The organism is Nocardia vaccinii NBRC 15922 (assembly GCF_001613305.1).
GTDB lineage: Bacteria > Actinomycetota > Actinomycetes > Mycobacteriales > Mycobacteriaceae > Nocardia > Nocardia vaccinii.
The window spans coordinates 575,327-593,125 of record NZ_BDCC01000009.1 but is presented as its reverse complement, the minus strand read 5'-3'; the positions used below and the strand labels follow the sequence as shown (position 1 = coordinate 593,125).

Here is a 17,799-nt window from a genome sequence, read left to right as displayed (position 1 = left end):
TCGTTCAGCCCTCGAAGCGCATGGGCGAAGCCCGAGTCTCGAGGGGTGAACGACGAGCCTTACAGCGCCGAAAACAGCCGGAGCGGAGCGGAGGCCAAAAATACTGCTATTTCGCTACCGACACGTCCACGTTGTGGATGCCCGCGCCCTCGGGGGCGACCTTCGCGGTGCCGTTGCCCGCGGAGGACAGGGCACGGATGGTCCAGGTGCCGGGGGCGGCGAAGAAACGGAAGTCACCGGTACCCGAGGCGACGACCTCGGCGGTGAACTCGTCGCCGGAGTCCAGCAGGCGGACGAACGCACCACCGACGGGATTGCCGTCGGCGTCGAGGACACGGCCGGTCAGGACCGTCTCCTTTTCGGTGTCGACATTGGCAGGCAGGGTCTGACCCTGAGTAGGTGCTGCGCACATAGGAAATCAGGCTCCCAACTCGATCGGTGCTCCCACGAGGGAGCCGTACTCGGTCCAGCTTCCGTCGTAGTTCTTGACATTCTTGTGGCCGAGCAGCTCCTGCAGCACGAACCAGGTGTGCGAGGAACGCTCGCCGATGCGGCAGTAGGCGATGGTCTCCTTCTCGCCGTCCAGGCCCGCATCCTTGTACAGCTCGGCCAGCTCCTCGTCGGAACGGAAGGTGCCGTCCTCGTTCGCGGCCTTGCTCCACGGCACGTTGATCGCGCCGGGGATGTGGCCGGGACGCTGGCTCTGCTCCTGCGGCAGGTGCGCCGGGGCGAGGATCTTGCCGGAGAACTCGTCGGGCGAACGCACGTCGACGAGGTTCTTGGTGCCGATCGCGGCGATCGCGTCATCCCGGAACGCGCGGATGGACAGGTCCTGCTCACCGGCCTTGTAGGTGGTGGCCGGACGGCTCACCGCGGCCGTCGACAGCGGGCGGCCGTCGAGCTCCCACTTCTTGCGGCCGCCGTCGAGCAGCTTGACGTTCTGGTGGCCGTACAGCTTGAAGTACCAGTAGGCGTACGCGGCGAACCAGTTGTTGTTGCCGCCGTACAGGACCACCGTGTCGTCGTTGGAGATACCACGCGCCGACAGCAGGTCGGAGAACTGCTCACGGTTGACGAAATCACGCCGGACCGCGTCCTGCAGGTCCTTCTTCCAATCGACCTTGACGGCACCTTCGATGTGGCCCGTGTCGTAGGCGGAGGTGTCCTCGTCGACCTCGACGATGACGACGCCGGGGGCGTTGAGGTTCTCTTCTACCCAGTCTGCGGAGACCAGGACATCGGAGCGAGCCATGTTGTTCCTTTCGATGTGACTTGCCGGGCTAGGTGGGGGATTGGGTGGGTGCGGGAAGGATCCGCTGCGCCAGGGGATAGATTTTGCATCCCAGGCAGATGCCGAAGGCCGCGTTCAGGAATGCAGCGAACAGCGCGAAGGCGGCGAAGATCGCGCCGACCACGACGCTTCCGGCGGCGAAGCCGATGAGGCCGGCCACCGCGAAGACGAGGCCGACCAGCTGGGCGAACCGCAGCGGCGCGACGGGCTCGACCTCGGCGGGCGGGCCGACGCGCGGCGCGACGAGCTTGGCGTAGATCTGCCCGTACGGGCTGCGTCGCGGGCCGAGCAGTGCGCCGAGTGCGAACACCACCGCCTGCAGGGCGATGAGTACCGCGGCGGCCGGGACCGAGACGGTGGAGGCGACCAGGACCACGACCAGAACGCCGGTGGTCAACCATGCGGCGAAGCGGGGGCCCCGCACGTCGACCTGGCCGGGCCGGGACTGCTGGACGGATAAGACGGTGTCGGGTTGGGACATCGGAAGAACTCCTGCGCTGCGTATGTCTGTCGGTATTCGAGTCAGATCACCGGGGGATCGACGAGATCACTCACGCGGTAGGACAACCGGTCGGCAGCGAAAAGAAGGTAAAGGCCGACCGGCTACATGCACAGGCAGCAACAACCGCCGAGGCGGCACAGATCAACTGTGCGGCGACGGGTGAGCATCAGCTCTCGGCGGGTTTGCACGCCGATCAGTTTACCCGGTTCGACGCGGAAATTGGGCCCGGGGTCCGGAATCGGTGCGATCGACCTGCTCACAGCCGGTCAGTGACCGGTTTCCTACCCGGCGGGACGGGTTCGCGCCCCGGCTCAGGCGCAGCGCGGTTCGGGCTGCGTCAGCGGGACCAGGGCGCTGCGTAGGTCCGCGGCCTTGGGCACGCCGGAGATCCGGAAGCGTTCGCGGCCCTCGGCGTCGAAGACGAAGGTCGTCGGCAGGGACAGCACGTTCAGTTCGCGGGCCAGCGCGGGCTCTGCATCGATATCCACCTCGATATCCCGCGGCGGGGCCTGCGTCTGCGCCAGATCGGCCACGACGCCGCCGACGACCCGGCGCACTGCGGCGCACGGGCCGCACCACTCGGCGGAGAAGTGCAGTACCGCGGGCTGCGCCGCGCCGACGCCCACCGTGGCCAGCAGTGCCGTGCGCTCGGCGGCCGGTGCGGTCGCCTTGGCCGCCGGTGCATTTCGTATGCGTCCCTCGCGGCGGCGCACCAGAATGCCGACAACGGCGGCGATGAGCAGCACCGCCACGAGAATCATGATCTGCGTCATGGCTGGGCGAACCTGTCCATATCGATCGTCATATTGTCGCCCTCCCCTTCGACGATGATATTGCCGCCGAGCGCCTTGACGCTGGTCGGGTGCACACCGAAGGGGAGATCGCGGGTGTCGATGGTCCGGCTGAACCGGGCCAGCACCGCGGTCTTGTCCAGGTCGGGGCTCAGCTCCACGGAATTCGTGGTGGTGGTCTCGTCGCCGTGATACAGATCCGTCGCGACGATGCGGACCTGATCGCCGTCCAGCGTCAGATCGGCCTTCACGCTGACCCGCTCGGTACTGCGCGGTTCGGGCCCGAGCGGGATGGTGCCGCTGAGGATGAGCGCGCCCTGGGTGGTCACACCCGAGCCGCCGGAACCGCCCGTACCGTCCGATTTGTCGGCCGGCGGCCCGCGCATGTCCAGATCCGGGATATTGAACAGCCGGCCCAGTTCGACCGGCTCGATGCGCATCCGCCCGGCCACCCGGTCCACCGGAACCGACCGGGTATCGCCGTCCAGCAGCGCGTGCGCCGGGAGGTGGACGCCGTTGAGCGTCGCCTCGACCAGGATCTGGCCCGGGATGTCCGGCCGGTTCGCGCTGGCCTGGATCTCGACGTTGCGGAAATCGCCGTGCCAGGCCTGCAGGACGAACGGGAATCCGTGGATGGTCACGTCGGGATCGGCGCTGAGTTCGCCGCCCGCGCGCAGCGACCGCGACACCCGATACTCCGAATAGGCCGCCGCGGTGAAATCCACCACGACCGCGACCGCCACCAGCAACAACAGTCCGAGGACGAGCCTGCGCACCACGACCGCTCGGATCGGCACGCGAACGTCCTCGGGTGCGGCGCCGGATTCCTCGACGGACAACTCGGGCGCCGGGCGGGTACCGGGCGTCTCCGTCGGGTTACCCATGGATGCGGCCGTCTCTGCGCGCCTGGCCGGATGTCGCCGGGCCGGTCGGGGTAGTGCGGGTGCGTGATGTCTCAGCCATGCGCTCGCCCGCCCGCGCACGTCTCGGCGTGGTGATCGCGTGTTCGCGAGGCTCGCCGCCGGGGCGGCGGTATGCGACAGGTCGGGTCGTCGGGGTACCCGGTGAGTTACCCATGCATGCACGATATCTGTTGCCGCCGCGATCAGCCCGGGGCGTTCGCTGATCGGGGGCCGGTCGGCTCGGCGCGGGATGCGCCCGGCCGCCGGAATGCGTGGTCAACTCGGCAGACGCGCTAATGTAGGCACGAATTACCAGTGCTAACCAGCATGATGTCGCGGAAGTACAGCGAGGTTGCCGCGGACATGCCAGATTGGGAGGAGAGCCCGTGGAGCTGCTCCTGCTGACCTCGGACCCGAACCCGGAGTCGGTCCTGCCCTCGCTGGCGTTGTTACCGCACAACGTCCGTCCGGCGCCCACGGAGGTGTCCTCCCTGCTCGAGGCGGGGTCCGCGGATATCGCGCTGGTCGACGCGCGGACCGATCTGGCCGCCGCGCGCGGGCTGTGCCGACTGCTCGGCAGCACCGGATCCTCGGTGCCGGTCGTCGCGGTGCTCACCGAGGGCGGGCTGGTCGCGGTCAACGCCGACTGGGGTCTGGACGACATCCTGCTGCCCGGCACCGGGCCCGCCGAACTCGACGCGCGGCTGCGTCTGCTGGTGGCGCGCAACGGCGGTTCGGCCAGTCCGGAGAACACCGGCAAGATCACCCTGGGCGAGTTGGTGATCGACGAGGGCACCTATACCGCTCGGCTGCGCGGCCGCCCGCTCGATCTGACCTACAAGGAATTCGAGCTGCTGAAATACCTGGCTCAGCACGCGGGCCGGGTGTTCACCCGGGCCCAGCTGCTGCAGGAGGTCTGGGGTTACGACTTCTTCGGCGGCACCCGCACGGTCGACGTCCACGTGCGACGGCTGCGCGCCAAACTCGGCAGTGAATACGAATCGCTCATCGGCACGGTTCGCAACGTCGGTTACAAGGCGGTGCGCCCGGCGCGCTCGAATGCCAAGTCCGACACCGTACCGGCGGCCGAGGACGCGCAGCCCGCCGAGGACGCGCAGCCGGCCCCGGTCAACGGTTCGCTTTCGTGACCGGCGATCGGGCGGAGTTGTCGGGATGGACCGACGAGCTGTCCGCCGACACGGTGTCCCAGGTTCGCGAACTGCTCGAGCGGGCGGACGAATCCGACGGCGTCGCACCGGTTTCCGAACAGGCGGTGTTGTCCCTGGAGGCATCCGGCGCGGCCCGGCATCTGCTCGCGACGCGCGACGGCGCGGTGGCGGGATACGCGAATCTCGTTGCCGCACACGGTGATCACCCCGCGATGGCGGAGATCGCGGTGGATCCGCGACATCGCGGTCGGGGAATCGGTGCGGCCCTGGTGGGTGCTGCCCTGGGCGAAGGGGGCCGGGGTGCGCGGGTGTGGGCGCACGGCAATCTGCCCTCGGCGCGTGCGGTGGCCGGACGTCTCGGGCTGAGTGTGGCGCGCGAACTCTGGCAGATGCGCCGCCCGCTGGCAACGCCGGAGCTACCGGAGCTGACGGTGCCGTCCGGACTCACCCTGCGGACCTACGCCGGTCCGGCCGACGACGCCGAACTGCTCCGCGTCAACAACGCGGCGTTCGACTGGCATCCCGAACAGGGCGGCTGGACCGAGGCGGACGTCGCGGTGCGGCGCGAATCGTCCTGGTTCGATCCCGCGGGCCTGTTCATCGCGGTGGACACCGCACGGCCCGAACGCATCCTGGGCTTTCACTGGACCAAGGTGCACGATGCCCCGGAGGATGCGGGCTCGCCGGTGGGCGAGGTGTACGTGGTCGGTATCGATCCCGCCGCGCAGGGGCGCGGCCTGGGCCGGCTGCTGACCCTCGCGGGCCTGCACTACCTGCGTGATCGCGGTCTGGGTGAGGTGCTGCTCTACACCGAGGCGGACAACACCGCCGCGGTGCACACCTACACGCGGCTGGGGTTCGGCACCTCGCACGTCGACGCGGCCTACGCCGCGCGCTGATACCCGACGCGATCGCCGGGCGCTAGGGCCCTTGGGCAATGCGTCGAGGAAGCCGGTAACTCTGCGGCAAATGTCACAGCATCAAATCGCAATAGCGCCAGCTTGTTCACTCCACGTTCACTTGCCCAGGTCCAACTGTCAACCGGCCGAACCTACGTTAATTGTGGGCAGTACCCGCTGCCTGGTGCGCGAGTTCTGTGAACAGCCACCACGGTACCCGTCCGGTCGTTGAGGGATCGGGCGTGTCTCGAGCGTTACCGGAGGAATAGGTGAATCTCAAGCGCAGCAGCGCTCTCATCGGCGTGTTGGCGGCGGCCGGGGCTCTGACCCTGTCTGCCTGTGGCAGTGACAACAACACCGCGTCGACCGGCAGCACCGCACCGAAGGTCAACGTCGACTGCGGTGGTAAGAAGGCGCTCAAGGCGAGTGGTTCCACGGCGCAGAAGAACGCCATGGACCGCTTCATCGCCGCCTACCAGCAGAACTGCGATGGCTACAAGCTGGACTACACCGGCAGCGGTTCGGGCGCGGGCATCAACGACTTCGTCGGCGGCCAAACCGATTTCGCGGGCTCGGACTCCCCGCTGGATCCGAAGAAGGGCGAGCCCGACAAGGCCGCGCAGCGGTGCGGTTCGACCGCCTGGGATCTGCCGACCGTCTTCGGTCCGATCGCCGTCACCTACAACATCACCGGTGTGGACAACCTGGTGCTGGACGGCCCGACCGCGGCCAAGGTGTTCAGCGGTCAGATCAAGAACTGGAACGACCCGGCCATCAAGGCGCTCAACAGCAGCATCGCCGACAAGCTGCCGGATCTGGCCATCAACGTGGTCTTCCGCAGCGACCAGTCCGGCACCACCGACAACTTCCAGCACTACCTGGACGCCGCGTCCAAGGGCGCGTGGGGCAAGGGTGCGGGCAAGGTCTTCAACGGCGGCGTCGGCGAGGGCGCGCAGGGCAACGACGGCACCTCCGCGGCGATCAACCGCACCCCCGGTTCGATCACCTACAACGAATGGTCGTTCGCCAAGGCGCAGAACCTGCACATGGCGCGCATCCTGACCGACGCGTCGGTGAAGCCGGTCGAACTGACCACGGACTCGGCCAGCAAGGCCGTCGCGAGCGTCAAGACCAAGGGCACGGGCAACGACCTGGTGCTGGACACCTCCTCGTTCTACAACCCGACCGATCCGGCCGCGTACCCGATCATGCTCGGCACCTACGAGGTGGTCTGCTCGAAGTACAGCGACGCCGACACCGCCAAGGCCGTCAAGGCATTCCTGACCTCCGCGGTCAACAACGGTCAGGCCGGTCTGGACACGGCCGGGTACATCCCGCTGCCGGATTCGTTCAAGGCCAAGCTGACCACCGCCATCAACGCCATCTCCTGATAGCTGCCACCCATGACCGTGCACGACGATGTCACCGCCGCGGGCCAGTCGGAATCGACCGGCCTGCGGGCGGGCGGCGATACTGCTCGAATGCCGAGTGATCCCGTCACCGATCCGGCGAAGTCCACCCGACCGGGTGTCAGCAAGAGACCGGAATTGATCTTCCGGTCGCTGGCCACCGCGGCGGGCGCGACGATCGTCGCCGCCATCGCGCTGATCGCGCTGTTCCTCCTGATCCGGGCAGTGCCCTCGATCGGGGCGAACAAGGCGAACTTCTTCACCAGCGGCGAGTTCAGCACCAACGATGCCAACAACCTGAAATTCGGCATCAGAGACCTGTTCATGGTCACGGTGATGAGCGCGCTCATGGCGCTGGTGATCGCGGTGCCGGTGGGCGTCGGTATCGCGCTGTTCCTGACCCAGTACGCGCCCAAGGCGCTGGCCCGCCCGTTCTCGATGCTGGTGGACCTGCTGGCGGCGGTGCCATCGATCGTGTTCGGTCTGTGGGGGTTCCTGGTGCTGGCCGAGAAGCTGGTGCCGGTGGAGAAGTTCTTCAACGACACTTTCGGCTGGTTCTTCCTGTTCAAAGTGGGCAACGTCTCGATCGACGGCGGCGGCACGATCTTCACCGCCGGCGTGGTGCTGGCGGTGATGATCCTGCCGATCATCACCTCGGTCAGCCGCGAGGTGTTCAATCTCACGCCGCGTGCGCACATCGAGGCCGCGCAGGCGCTGGGCGCGACCAAGTGGGAAGTAGTGCGGATGACCGTGCTGCCCTACGGTCGCAGCGGTGTGATCGCCGGGTCGATGCTCGGCCTGGGGCGCGCCCTGGGTGAGACCATCGCCGTGCTGATCGTGCTGCGCACCGCACAGCAGCCGGGCCACTGGTCGCTGTTCGACGGCGGGTATACCTTCGCCTCCAAGATCGCTTCGGCCGCTTCGGAATTCAGCCAGGCGCTGCCGACCGGCGCCTACATCGCCGCGGGCTTCGTGCTGTTCGTGCTGACCTTCGTGGTCAACGCGCTGGCCAGGATCGCCGCGGGCGGGAAGGTGAACGGGTGATGACCACAGCCACTCTGGACAAACCCATCAAGGCGCCCGCCTTCCGGCAGATCTCACTGGGTCGCAAGGTCCGCAACAACATCGCGACGCTGGTGATGTGGTTGTGCTTCGCGATCGCAATGGTGCCGCTGGCCTGGGTGCTCATCGTGGTGGTGAGCAAGGGCATCAGCTCGGTCACCCGCAGCGGCTGGTGGACCAACTCGCAGTACGGCGTGCTGCCCGAGCAGTTCGCCGGTGGCGTATACCACGCCATCTTCGGCACGATCGCTCAGGCCCTCGTCGCGGCGGTCATCGCCATCCCGCTGGGCGTGATGGCCGCGGTCTACCTGATCGAATACGGTGGCGGCCGGTTGGCCAAGGTCACCACGTTCATGGTCGACATCCTCGCCGGCGTGCCATCGATCGTGGCCGCGCTGTTCGTGTTCTCGCTGTGGATCGCGACGCTGAAGTTCGGGCAGAGCGCGCTGGCCGTATCCTTCGCTCTGGTGCTGCTGATGCTGCCGGTGGTGGTGCGCAGCACCGAGGAGATGCTCAAGCTGGTCCCCGACGAACTGCGCGAGGCCTCGTACGCACTGGGCATCCCGAAGTGGAAGACCATCGTGCGGATCGTGATCCCTACCGCGCTGCCCGGCATGATCAGCGGCATGCTGCTGGCCGTGGCCCGCGTGATGGGCGAGACCGCGCCCGTGCTGGTGCTGGTCGGCTATTCGAAGTCGATCAACTTCAACATCTTCCAGGGCAATATGGCCTCGCTGCCGCTGCTGGTCTACCAGGAGCTGTCCAACCCGCAGCCTGCCGGCGTGGCGCGAGTGTGGGGTGCGTCGCTGACGCTGATCCTGATCATCGCCCTGCTGTACGTGGGGGCCGCGGTCGTCAACAAGTTGCTCACGCGGAACCGATAGAAGCGAACGGAATAACGACATGGCCAAGCGGATCGACGTCAAAGATCTGAACATCTACTACGGCAGATTCCATGCCGTTTCCGATGTGTCGCTGACCGTGCTGCCCCGCAGCGTCACCGCCTTCATCGGCCCCTCCGGTTGCGGTAAGTCCACGGTGTTGCGTTCGCTTAACCGCATGCACGAGGTCACCCCCGGCGCCCGCGTCGAGGGTGCCGTGCTGCTGGACGGCGAGGACATCTACGGCGCGGCGATCGACCCGGTCGGCGTGCGCCGCACCATCGGTATGGTGTTCCAGCGCCCGAATCCGTTCCCCACCATGTCGATTCGCGACAACGTGGTGGCCGGCCTGCGGTTGCAGGGCGTGCGCAACAAGAAGGAACTCGGCGAGGTGGCCGAGCGGTCGCTGCGAGGTGCGAACCTCTGGAACGAGGTCAAGGACCGGCTCGACAAGCCCGGCGGCGGCCTGTCCGGTGGTCAGCAGCAGCGTCTGTGCATCGCCCGCGCGATCGCGGTATCACCCGACGTGCTGCTCATGGACGAGCCCTGTTCGGCGCTGGACCCGATCTCCACCCTGGCGATCGAGGACCTGGTCTCGGAACTGAAGAAGCAGTACACGATCGTCATCGTGACCCACAACATGCAGCAGGCCGCCCGCGTCAGCGATCAGACGGCCTTCTTCAATCTCAAGGAGCAGGGCAAGCCCGGCAACCTGGTGGAGATCGATGAGACGGAGAAGATCTTCTCCAACCCCTCGCAGAAGGCCACGGAGGATTACATCTCCGGCCGTTTCGGGTGACACCGCTCATCTGCCGCCACATCGGCTGTCGCGCTGCGAATTCGGTACCCAGTCCGAATCCACAGCGCGACAGCCGATTTCAGGAGTCCATGGGTAACTCCATGTGGTGAGCAACGTGTCTCCAGTGCGGGCCACGCCTGCGCCGGATCGGCCCATCGCACCATCGAGTACGAATCGACCGGGTCCGCCGAACGTCGGTATTCCGGTGCGGGCCGACCGCCCGGGTCATCGACGACCGCGGGTCTGCCGGCCTCCAGCGGTGGGCCGGTGGTGCCGCCTCGAAGGCTCGGTCGCGATCGGCGTCCCAGCGGCCTCGGTTCCCCGCGGTGGATTCGGGCGGGTCAGTGCCCGGCGGCTGTGGTGGTCAGATGTTCGCGCATGAGGAGTCGGTGGGCCTGCTGGGCCGCGGCCGATCGGTGCTCCTCGCTGGTGGTCGGCAGTTCCTCGAGGCCGCGGGCGAGTACCGCTACCGCGTCACCGAGTACCTGCAGGCGGTGTTCGAGCGTGTCCATCCGTTGGCCATCGCCGTGACTCGCCGGTCTCGCGGTTTCCCGGCCGACCTCGGGCGAGCCGCGCAACAGATCTCTCAGCGGTGCCGGCAGTACCGCGAACAGGCTGTCGAGCTGGCCGCGGGAGCAGCGTTGCAGCATGACGTCGGTGACCGCGCCGACCAGCTCGGGTACCTGGTCGCGGGTGACCATGGCCTCGTGCGCGAACTGGTTGAGGAATTCGTCGGTACGGTGCCGGACCGGCACATGGCCGGGTACCCAGTCCTCGTAGTAGATGCCGCGCAGGATTTCGGGCAGTTGCGCGGTCAGACGGGCCGACGCGGCGACGTCGATGCGGTCGCGCACGGTGTGCAGCCAGGCGCGTACCACGTGGTAGGTGAAGGCGCGGTCGTCGGTGCCGATCCGTTCGGCGACCGCGTGCAGCCATTCGCGGGTGGTGTGAACCGCGGGTGCCAGGGGATCGCTCTGCGTTGCCATGTATCCAGCGTCGAACGACCGCCCGGGCGCAACAAGGGTCCGATGTCACATCACTGTGCGACCACCGGATGGGGTGCACTGGGAGAGCGGCGGTCAGGGCTCATGGCGGCGGGTGCCCCATGACCGATTGGTAAACCCACGCGGCCGCCTCGGATTCCGCGTCGAACCGCGCTCCCACATTGTATTTTCCGCGTTCGTAGACCCCGACCTCCCAGCCACCACCCGGTCCCGGTCGCAGGAACCAGAAGTCCTCCGGCATCGTGTCGGGGGAATGAACACCGGCAATCTGAAACCAGTGCGGAGGCTTTCCGGCGGCGAGTAGAGCGGCGACAAGTTGCTTGCGATCCACGTCAGTTTGGGATTTCTTCGACCAGGTAGCCATTGTCGATCATCCACTGGACGTTCAACAGTGGCGGGGGATTCGGGCACGGGCATGGTGGTGAGCCCGCGTTTTCCGGGCCCGGCAGATAACTGGGATTCAAAACGTACTGCTTACCGAGTCCGGGTTGACCGAACCAGGGCGCGGCCGGTCCGGCATCGACTCGGAACGACTGCTGCACGCAATAGACGTGATAATCGCTCTGCGGAGTGCCTCCGTAAGAGTTGAGGTTCGACGGCGGCAGCGCTCGTCCGGGGTACGGTGCGCCCGCCGGTGACAGGTACTTACCGCTGGTAGCGCCGAACCGGTCGACGCGGGCACCGGCCAACAGCACCTCCGGGTGCGCCGTCGAATGGTCGCCGATGAACTCGAAACCATCATCGGGCGGATAAATATAGTTGTCACCCGGATGGAATTTCGCCACGAACCCGGCTTCGGTGTAATTCCCGAATCGCTTGTACCCCGTCAGCAACGAACTCACCGGCGGAGTCTGCGGCAATGGCTCGGGCCCCAGGTACGGACGCGCCGGATTGTAAAACGGCGTGGCCGGCACATTGGGCGGTGTACCGGGATGACACGGCGACGCCGAACCGGAACCGGAACCGGTGTTGGGCAACGCCTGCACCGTGCTGGGCGGCCCGGCCAGCAAAAGCAGGCATCCGAAGAAAGCGGAAAGCAGAGACCGGTAACGCAACAGTACCTCCATGGGAAACTGGATGCGGCCCAGTGAGCATACGGAGCCGGTGCGTTTTCACCCGGATCTGGAATGGTGTGTTGCCAGGTATTTGCTGTCTATCGTCCGGCTGCCGGTACGGTGACCCTGCCTCCCCGCGCCCGACGCTGACGTCGATGGGCGGGCCGTCGATCAGATTCGTTCGGTCTCCGAGTCCTCCTGGTCGGGCGGCAGCACTCCCGTGACCAGGAAGACCACCCGGCGTCCGATCTCGACGGCGTGGTCGGCGAACCGCTCGTAGTAGCGACCCAGCAGCGTGACATCGACCGCGGCCGCGACGCCGTGCTTCCATTCGCGGTCCATCAGCAGGGAGAACAGGTGGCGGTGGAGGTCGTCCATCGCCTCGTCCTCTTCGTTGAGCAACGCGGCGCGCTCGGGATCGCGAGACTCGAGCACCTCCTTGGCCGTGGCGCCCATACTCACCGCGATCCGGCCCATCTCGGCGAAATAGCCGTTGACGGCCTCGGGCAGCGCGTGGTTGGGATGACGCCGCCGGGCGACCTTGGCCACGTGCAACGCCAGCGCGCCCATGCGGTTCACATCCGCGACGATCTGGATTGCGCTGACGACCTGACGCAGATCACCCGCGACCGGGGCCTGCAGGGCCAGCAGCGCGAACGCCCGCTCCTCGGCGAGCGTGATCATCTCGGCGATCCGGTCGGATTCGGTGATCACCTGTTCCGCGAGTGCGAGATCCGCCTGCAGGAGCGACTGGGTCGCCCTGTCCATGGCCGAACCCGCCATACCGGCCATTTCTCCCAGCATGGAGGCGAGTTCGCCCATTTGCTCGTTGTAGATGACACGCATGGTACGAACACTAGCTTTCGGCGCTGACCAAGTCACGAACGATGGATGAATCACTGGTGCATCCCCGGGGCCACACATCCGCGCAGGTGGCAGCGCATCTCAACGGCAGTTGTCGTCCGCGGCGTTGACATGTTCGAGGTCGCTGGGCAGGGTGGCCGAATTCGCCGGGCCGGAACCGTCGGGCGGGGTAGAGGCGATGGTCGGCAAGGGAGTGCCGAATGTCGGCGGCGTGCGCACCGCGCCGGTGAAATTCGTGCCGAGTACGACTTGAACGATACTGCCCAAATCCGAGGTGACCTGCAGTTTCGCTCCTGGGAGCGCCGCGGCCACGGTCGCGGCCTCGTCCCGGTGGCCGCTCGAATACCGCACCAGAGTCGAGGACAACTTGCCCCGGGGGTAGGTGTCGACGCGGTAGATCTGGAAACCCGGGGCGGCCAGCTTCGTGGCGGTCGCGCTCGCGGTGCCCGAGACACCCGAGGCATTGGAGACCTGCACCGATACCGTCGTCGGGTCGACCGCGGTGAGCTGCGGCGGCGCGGACGCGGCCGAGACGGGTGCGGGATCGGGCGCGTGTCGTTCGCCCGGCAGCGGTTCGTCGTCGATGATGGCGCTGAAGATCGACTCGATATCCGATTCGCGGGGGATCTCGTTGCCGTAGGACGTGGTGCCCGCGGTCGGCACGGTCAGGAAGGTGATCGCACCGGCGGCCACCTTCTGCAGGGATCGGCCGAGCATCAGCAGATCCTGGGTGTCCACGTTGTCCATGAAGGCGTGCGAGGTGAACGCCGCGATGAACCGGTTCAGTTTCACCGGATCGAACAGCACCCGATTCGACAGCGCACTGCGCAAGAGGGAGGACAGGAACAGTTGCTGGCGGTGGATGCGGTCGTAGTCGCTGCGCTCCTCGCCGATGACGTGCCGGGCGCGCACGTAGTCCAGCGCGGTGACGCCGTTGATGACCTGGCGTCCGGGGTTGGACAGGACCGTGCCCAGTTCGGTGTCCACGAGCGGCGTCTCGGTGCACACCTCCACGCCGCCGACGGTGTCGACCATCGATTCGAATCCGGTGAAGTCGAGCCCGACGAAGTGGTTGATCTTCAGCCCGGACAGTTTCTGGATCACCTTGATCAGACATCTGGGCCCGCCGAGGGCGTAGACGCCGTTGAGCTTGTCGCCCAACGCCGAGGGGTAGTTCGTGTCGGTGTACTGCGCTCGATCGTTGTTCCAGCCAGCGCAGACCGGGCGGGTGACGTCGAGATCGCGCGGAAACGACACCACGACAACGCGTTTGCGGCTCGCTGGAATGTTCACCAACATGACCGTGTCCGAGCGGGCTCCCTCGGCGTCGGCGGTGGTGCCCGCGCCGACGCTGCTGTTGGCGCCCGCGCGCGAATCGGTGCCCGCGATCAGGAAGTTCTCGTCGCCGAGCTGACCGACCGGATCCACGATGTCGTGTGATCCGACGTCCAGCGCCTGCACCTTGGTGAAGCCTTTGTCGGTGGCGCGCAGGTAGTTCCAGCCCGCGCCGGTCAGGACGAGGGTCGCCACCGCGGCCAGTGCGGTGAGCGTGCGCCCGGCGATGCGCAGCCGCCGCCCACACCTGTCACGCCGATCTCCCGTCCGTGATCTGCGGGAAAACGGTCTTGCGCCAAGGGTTTCCGGTGCTGCCGCGAGTCCGGCCCGGCCGAGATCCGGAACCGGTGCGTCATCGGTTCGCGGTCCGGTGCGGGAGTTCTCGGCATCCTGTGACGATTCGGCGCGTGCCTTCGGGTCGGCATCCGATGGGGCCGTGACGGATTCGCCGGATGACGCGCCGCTCTCCAGGACGGGATCAGTCACCACATCCGGCACACCGCTGTCGGGCCGCGTACTCGGCTGTACGGCAATCGAATTGCCAGGGCCGGAATACCGGCTCGCGAGCGCCCGGCTGGAGACGCCGGTGTCCGGTCGCGTATCGGAATTCGCGTCGCCGATGTGGAGCCGCGGATTCGGGTCCGGCAAATATGTCGCATACCAGGCTTCCGTGGCATCTCCGGCAGCGATCGGGCGACCGCGTGCGGTCCGCGCCGCGCCGGGTCGCTCCCACGGAGCACGTCCGACCGGATGCGGCGGGTCCCCGCTCTGATCGTCGTCGCCCATCAACGAACCTCACCTCGCCTAGTGCCGACGATGAAACCGCGCCGAGAGCAAAACCGAGTCGATGATAATGACCGACTGCGGAGAAATACCTGAACAACACCGTTTCAGGCGTGTACGTATCCGCGGCCCGGAAAATGGGCCGAGAATTTCGCCCTCGTTCAGCCGCCGCTGTGCATGACGTCGGCGGCTGACGGGACGGTGTCGTCTTCCGGGTCGTCGAGCCAGCCGTCGGGGAGGGAGACCTTGGCCTGGGGTGAGCCCTGACGGCCGCGCGGGCCGGTGGCGGCCTCGGTCGGGAACGGGGCCGCAGGGTCGAGCTGGGCGGTCAAATCTCGAATCTGCTCGAGGCTCGAGACGGTGGCGAATTTCCGGCGAAGTTCCGAACCCACCGGGAAGCCCATGAAATACCAGGCCATATGTTTGCGGATATCGCGCATGGCCTTGTCGTGACCGTCGTGCTCGACGAGGAGTTCGGCGTGCCGGATCAGGATCTCCCCGACGTGACCGAGGGACGGAGCCTCGGGGACGGGTTCGCCGCGCAGCGCGGCGGACAGCTCGGCGAACAACCAGGGCCGGCCGAGGCAGCCGCGACCCACAACCACTCCGTCGCAACCGGTTTCGGCCATCATGCGCAGGGCGTCGTCGGCGGTGAAGATATCGCCGTTGCCGAGCACCGGAATGGTGGTGACGGCCTCTTTCAGCCGGGCGATCGCACTCCAGTCGGCCTTGCCCGAGTACAGCTGGGCGGCCGTGCGCGCGTGCAGCGACACCGCGGCGGCGCCCTCGGCCTCGGCGATGCGGCCGGTATCCAGATAGGTCTGGTGATCCGCATCGATGCCGATGCGGAATTTGAAGGTGACCGGAACCTCGCCCGCGGCGGCGACCATCTCCCGCACGATGTTCGCGAACAGCCGCCGCTTGTACGGCAGCGCCGAGCCGCCGCCGAGCCGGGTGACCTTGCGCACCGGGCAGCCCAGATTCATATCGATGTGATCGGCCCACCCCTCGCCGACGATGATGCGTACCGCCTCGCCGAGGGTTTTCGGATCGACGCCGTAGAGCTGCATCGAGCGCGGACTCTCGTCGGGCCCGAACGCCATCATGTGCAGCGTCTTCTCGTTGCGTTCCACCACCGCCCGCGCGGTGATCATCTCGCATACGTAGATCGCGGTGGAACTGCCGAACTCCCGGCACAGCGTGCGGAACGCCACATTGGTGATCCCGGCCATCGGCGCGAGCACCACCGGCGGATCGACCGGATAGGGGCCGATCCGCAGGCCGGTCCGTTCCTCGGTTACCGCAGTCATGGCTCCCATTCTCGCATTCGTGCGGTAGTGGCCGAGCTCACGCCGAACGGCCGTGGCGACGCGTGCGCCGGGCCCACGCGGTCCGCTTGTGCGTCAGGGATTTTCGTGCGGCAGGTCGTATACCGGGCATTCGGCAACGCCGACGGTCTCCCGGGTTATCGCCTCGACCTGCTCCTGAGCCTTCTTGGCATCACTCACCCAGGTCTTGTAGAAATCGAACGGGCATTCCGCTATGCCCTTGTCGCCGTCTCCGGAATTCCAGATCCCGGTGTAGCCCCGGTGCAGGAGCTTGAACAGATGGTTCTGAGCCTGGTCGTATCGACGGGCGTCGCGGATAGCGGAGACGGACAACTGCGCGTACTGGATCCCGTACTCCTCGGTGCCGGTCTCACCGAGCGTGCGTCCGTCGAAGCCGATGATCGCCGAGTGGCCGAAATAGGTGTAGACCCCGTCGAACCCCGCGCAGTTGGCCACGGCCACGTAGCAGTTGTTCGCCCACGCCATCGCCTTGGCCATGAGTATCTGCTGGTCCTTCGCCGGGTACATGTAGCCCTGACAGCGCACGATCAGTTCGGCGCCCTTCATCGCGCAGTCTCGCCAGATCTCCGGGTAGTTCCCGTCGTCGCACACGATGAGCGAGAGTTTGATGCCTTTCGGGCCGTCGCTGACGTAGGTTTCCTCACCCGGATACCAGCCTTCGATCGGATTCCAGGGCAGGATCTTTCGGTACCTCTGGACGATTCGTCCCTGGTCGTCGATGAGTACGAGGGTGTTGTAGGGCGCCTTGTCCGGATGTTCCTCGTGCCGTTCGCCGGTCAGCGAGAAGACTCCCCACGTCTCGGCTTGCCGGCACGCCGCGGCGAAAATTTCCGTCTCCGCGCCGGGCACCGTGGTGGCAGTGTCGTACATCTCCTCCGGGTCGTACATGATCCCCATCGTCGAATACTCCGGGAAGACGACGAGATCCATACCGGGCAGACCGGTCTTCAGGCCCACCACCATTTCCGCGATCTTCTTCGCGTTCTCGATCACGTCGGCCTTGCTGTGCAGCCGGGGAATCTTGTAGTTGACCACCGCGACCCCGACCGTGTCGGGACTCGAGCTGATGTCTCCGTGACGCATACGGGTTGCCCTTCTTCCGATTCCGACGCGCTCCGCCAGATGTCATCGAATGAAACTGTCCCGTATGAAAAGGTCCGCGTGATGTCGGATGTGCAACGAAGGCGTTTCGGGGCGGCTGCGGCGGTGTCGGGCACCGCCGGATGATCAGCGCAGCGGGACGGGCTCGCTCACTCGAATCCGATCCCGCAGAGTCCGCAGGGATCGGGTGAGCGTTTCGCTGCCGGTGGTGATGGCGGTGACGTCGCTGTCGGCCAGCGCCTGATTCATGACCTTGTGCGTCAGCCGGCCGCGCCGGGTCGGATACACCAGCACCCGGCGTCGATCGGCGTCGTCGACCTTGCGGTGCACCAGATTGTCGGCGATCATGGCATCGATCAGGCGGGTGAGTGTGGCGGCGTTGAGTTGTGTGGCTTCGGCCAGCTGTGACATCGAACGGCCCTGGCCGTCGGCGACCGCATTCAGCACGTGCCAGCGTCCGGGGGATGTCTCGCCGAGGCAGGTGGCGACGGTCTTGTCGAGTTCCTGTGAAACCTGCCGCACCAGTCGGGCCAACTCGTCCAGCCCGGCAAGGGCGATGCTATCGTCCACAATCAGCACTATACAGCGCCGTATGAGTCAATT

Annotated in this window: 19 protein-coding genes; 6 read left to right on the top strand and 13 right to left on the bottom strand. The window is 66.6% G+C overall.

Annotation, left to right across the window (positions count from 1 at the left end; all coding sequences use genetic code 11):
- Positions 1–106: 106 nt before the first annotated feature.
- The 5 genes from NV1_RS07175 to NV1_RS07155 all read right to left on the bottom strand — a co-directional run bounded on the left by NV1_RS07175 (position 107) and on the right by NV1_RS07155 (position 3,360).
- Entirely contained in the window at positions 107–412 is a 306-nt protein-coding gene (locus NV1_RS07175; protein ID WP_067886618.1) for a DUF1416 domain-containing protein, read from the bottom strand.
- Between the two features lie 6 nt (positions 413–418).
- Positions 419–1,252 carry a sulfurtransferase gene (locus tag NV1_RS07170; protein ID WP_067886616.1) on the bottom strand — a complete coding sequence of 278 codons (834 nt, stop codon included), beginning with the start codon at positions 1,250–1,252 and terminating at the stop codon, positions 419–421.
- A 28-nt stretch (positions 1,253–1,280) separates the two neighbouring features.
- Positions 1,281–1,772 carry a DUF4395 domain-containing protein gene (locus NV1_RS07165; protein ID WP_067886614.1) on the bottom strand — a complete coding sequence of 164 codons (492 nt, stop codon included), beginning with the start codon at positions 1,770–1,772 and terminating at the stop codon, positions 1,281–1,283.
- Between the two features lie 332 nt (positions 1,773–2,104).
- The gene (locus NV1_RS07160) at positions 2,105–2,566 is read right to left on the bottom strand and encodes a thioredoxin family protein (RefSeq protein ID WP_067886611.1); all 462 of its coding nucleotides are present in this window, start codon (positions 2,564–2,566) and stop codon (positions 2,105–2,107) included.
- Positions 2,563–3,360 (bottom strand): LmeA family phospholipid-binding protein, encoded by a 798-nt coding sequence (locus NV1_RS07155; RefSeq protein WP_067886841.1) that lies wholly within the window; start codon positions 3,358–3,360, stop codon positions 2,563–2,565. Before NV1_RS07155 ends, NV1_RS07160 begins: the two co-directional genes overlap by 4 nt.
- A gap of 512 nt (positions 3,361–3,872) precedes the next feature.
- On the opposite strand from NV1_RS07155, the gene NV1_RS07150 reads away from it, so the two are divergent.
- The 6 genes from NV1_RS07150 to pstB all read left to right on the top strand — a co-directional run bounded on the left by NV1_RS07150 (position 3,873) and on the right by pstB (position 9,705).
- On the top strand, positions 3,873–4,634 hold the full coding sequence (locus tag NV1_RS07150; RefSeq protein ID WP_067886609.1) for a winged helix-turn-helix transcriptional regulator: 762 nt from the start codon (positions 3,873–3,875) through the stop codon (positions 4,632–4,634).
- Positions 4,631–5,554, top strand: a complete 924-nt coding sequence (gene mshD, locus NV1_RS07145; protein ID WP_373864589.1) for a mycothiol synthase — start codon at positions 4,631–4,633, stop codon at positions 5,552–5,554. The genes NV1_RS07150 and mshD overlap by 4 nt, the downstream gene beginning before the upstream one ends.
- A gap of 269 nt (positions 5,555–5,823) precedes the next feature.
- Positions 5,824–6,945, top strand: a complete 1,122-nt coding sequence (gene pstS / locus NV1_RS07140) for a phosphate ABC transporter substrate-binding protein PstS (RefSeq protein WP_067886607.1) — start codon at positions 5,824–5,826, stop codon at positions 6,943–6,945.
- 90 nt (positions 6,946–7,035) lie between these two features.
- Complete coding sequence (gene pstC, locus NV1_RS07135) at positions 7,036–8,007, top strand: phosphate ABC transporter permease subunit PstC (protein ID WP_067886837.1); 972 nt, start codon at positions 7,036–7,038, stop codon at positions 8,005–8,007.
- Positions 8,007–8,909, top strand: coding sequence for a phosphate ABC transporter permease PstA (pstA, locus tag NV1_RS07130; protein ID WP_067886605.1), 903 nt, complete (start codon positions 8,007–8,009; stop codon positions 8,907–8,909). The genes pstC and pstA overlap by 1 nt, the downstream gene beginning before the upstream one ends.
- 19 nt (positions 8,910–8,928) lie before the next feature.
- On the top strand, positions 8,929–9,705 hold the full coding sequence (pstB, locus tag NV1_RS07125; RefSeq protein ID WP_067886603.1) for a phosphate ABC transporter ATP-binding protein PstB: 777 nt from the start codon (positions 8,929–8,931) through the stop codon (positions 9,703–9,705).
- Positions 9,706–10,046: 341 nt separating this feature from the next.
- Here pstB and NV1_RS07120 read toward each other — a convergent pair whose 3' ends face one another.
- The 8 genes from NV1_RS07120 to NV1_RS07085 form a co-directional block, all read right to left on the bottom strand.
- Positions 10,047–10,691 (bottom strand): DUF2267 domain-containing protein, encoded by a 645-nt coding sequence (locus tag NV1_RS07120; protein WP_067886601.1) that lies wholly within the window; start codon positions 10,689–10,691, stop codon positions 10,047–10,049.
- Between the two features lie 100 nt (positions 10,692–10,791).
- Positions 10,792–11,073, bottom strand: a complete 282-nt coding sequence (locus tag NV1_RS45040; RefSeq protein WP_218026926.1) for a hypothetical protein — start codon at positions 11,071–11,073, stop codon at positions 10,792–10,794.
- Positions 11,042–11,551 (bottom strand): TNT domain-containing protein, encoded by a 510-nt coding sequence (locus NV1_RS07110; RefSeq protein ID WP_169813297.1) that lies wholly within the window; start codon positions 11,549–11,551, stop codon positions 11,042–11,044. Before NV1_RS07110 ends, NV1_RS45040 begins: the two co-directional genes overlap by 32 nt.
- A gap of 384 nt (positions 11,552–11,935) precedes the next feature.
- A complete protein-coding gene (gene phoU, locus NV1_RS07105; protein WP_067886595.1) occupies positions 11,936–12,610 on the bottom strand; it encodes a phosphate signaling complex protein PhoU in 675 nt (224 codons plus the stop codon).
- Between the two features lie 99 nt (positions 12,611–12,709).
- Positions 12,710–14,749 (bottom strand): LCP family protein, encoded by a 2,040-nt coding sequence (locus NV1_RS07100; RefSeq protein WP_067886593.1) that lies wholly within the window; start codon positions 14,747–14,749, stop codon positions 12,710–12,712.
- A 158-nt stretch (positions 14,750–14,907) separates the two neighbouring features.
- Positions 14,908–16,056, bottom strand: coding sequence for a tRNA dihydrouridine synthase DusB (gene dusB, locus NV1_RS07095; protein WP_218026925.1), 1,149 nt, complete (start codon positions 16,054–16,056; stop codon positions 14,908–14,910).
- Positions 16,057–16,149: 93 nt separating this feature from the next.
- Positions 16,150–17,178: an aliphatic amidase gene (locus NV1_RS07090; RefSeq protein WP_067886589.1), complete on the bottom strand. Its 1,029-nt coding sequence runs from the start codon at positions 17,176–17,178 to the stop codon at positions 16,150–16,152.
- A 144-nt stretch (positions 17,179–17,322) separates the two neighbouring features.
- Positions 17,323–17,766 carry a MarR family winged helix-turn-helix transcriptional regulator gene (locus NV1_RS07085; RefSeq protein ID WP_067886834.1) on the bottom strand — a complete coding sequence of 148 codons (444 nt, stop codon included), beginning with the start codon at positions 17,764–17,766 and terminating at the stop codon, positions 17,323–17,325.
- Positions 17,767–17,799: the final 33 nt, after the last annotated feature.

Bases quoted from the DNA above. Each gene is read 5' to 3' on its own strand.
- NV1_RS07120 (WP_067886601.1), bottom strand. From the start codon at position 10,691: ATGGCAACGCAGAGCGATCCCCTGGCACCCGCGGTTCACACCACCCGC.
- NV1_RS07160 (WP_067886611.1), bottom strand. From the start codon at position 2,566: ATGACGCAGATCATGATTCTCGTGGCGGTGCTGCTCATCGCCGCCGTT.
- pstA (WP_067886605.1), top strand. From the start codon at position 8,007: ATGACCACAGCCACTCTGGACAAACCCATCAAGGCGCCCGCCTTCCGG.
- pstB (WP_067886603.1), top strand. From the start codon at position 8,929: ATGGCCAAGCGGATCGACGTCAAAGATCTGAACATCTACTACGGCAGA.
- phoU (WP_067886595.1), bottom strand. From the start codon at position 12,610: ATGCGTGTCATCTACAACGAGCAAATGGGCGAACTCGCCTCCATGCTG.
- NV1_RS07175 (WP_067886618.1), bottom strand. From the start codon at position 412: ATGTGCGCAGCACCTACTCAGGGTCAGACCCTGCCTGCCAATGTCGAC.
- pstC (WP_067886837.1), top strand. From the start codon at position 7,036: ATGCCGAGTGATCCCGTCACCGATCCGGCGAAGTCCACCCGACCGGGT.
- NV1_RS07090 (WP_067886589.1), bottom strand. From the start codon at position 17,178: ATGCGTCACGGAGACATCAGCTCGAGTCCCGACACGGTCGGGGTCGCG.
- NV1_RS07100 (WP_067886593.1), bottom strand. From the start codon at position 14,749: ATGGGCGACGACGATCAGAGCGGGGACCCGCCGCATCCGGTCGGACGT.
- dusB (WP_218026925.1), bottom strand. From the start codon at position 16,056: ATGACTGCGGTAACCGAGGAACGGACCGGCCTGCGGATCGGCCCCTAT.
- NV1_RS07165 (WP_067886614.1), bottom strand. From the start codon at position 1,772: ATGTCCCAACCCGACACCGTCTTATCCGTCCAGCAGTCCCGGCCCGGC.
- NV1_RS45040 (WP_218026926.1), bottom strand. From the start codon at position 11,073: ATGGCTACCTGGTCGAAGAAATCCCAAACTGACGTGGATCGCAAGCAA.
- NV1_RS07170 (WP_067886616.1), bottom strand. From the start codon at position 1,252: ATGGCTCGCTCCGATGTCCTGGTCTCCGCAGACTGGGTAGAAGAGAAC.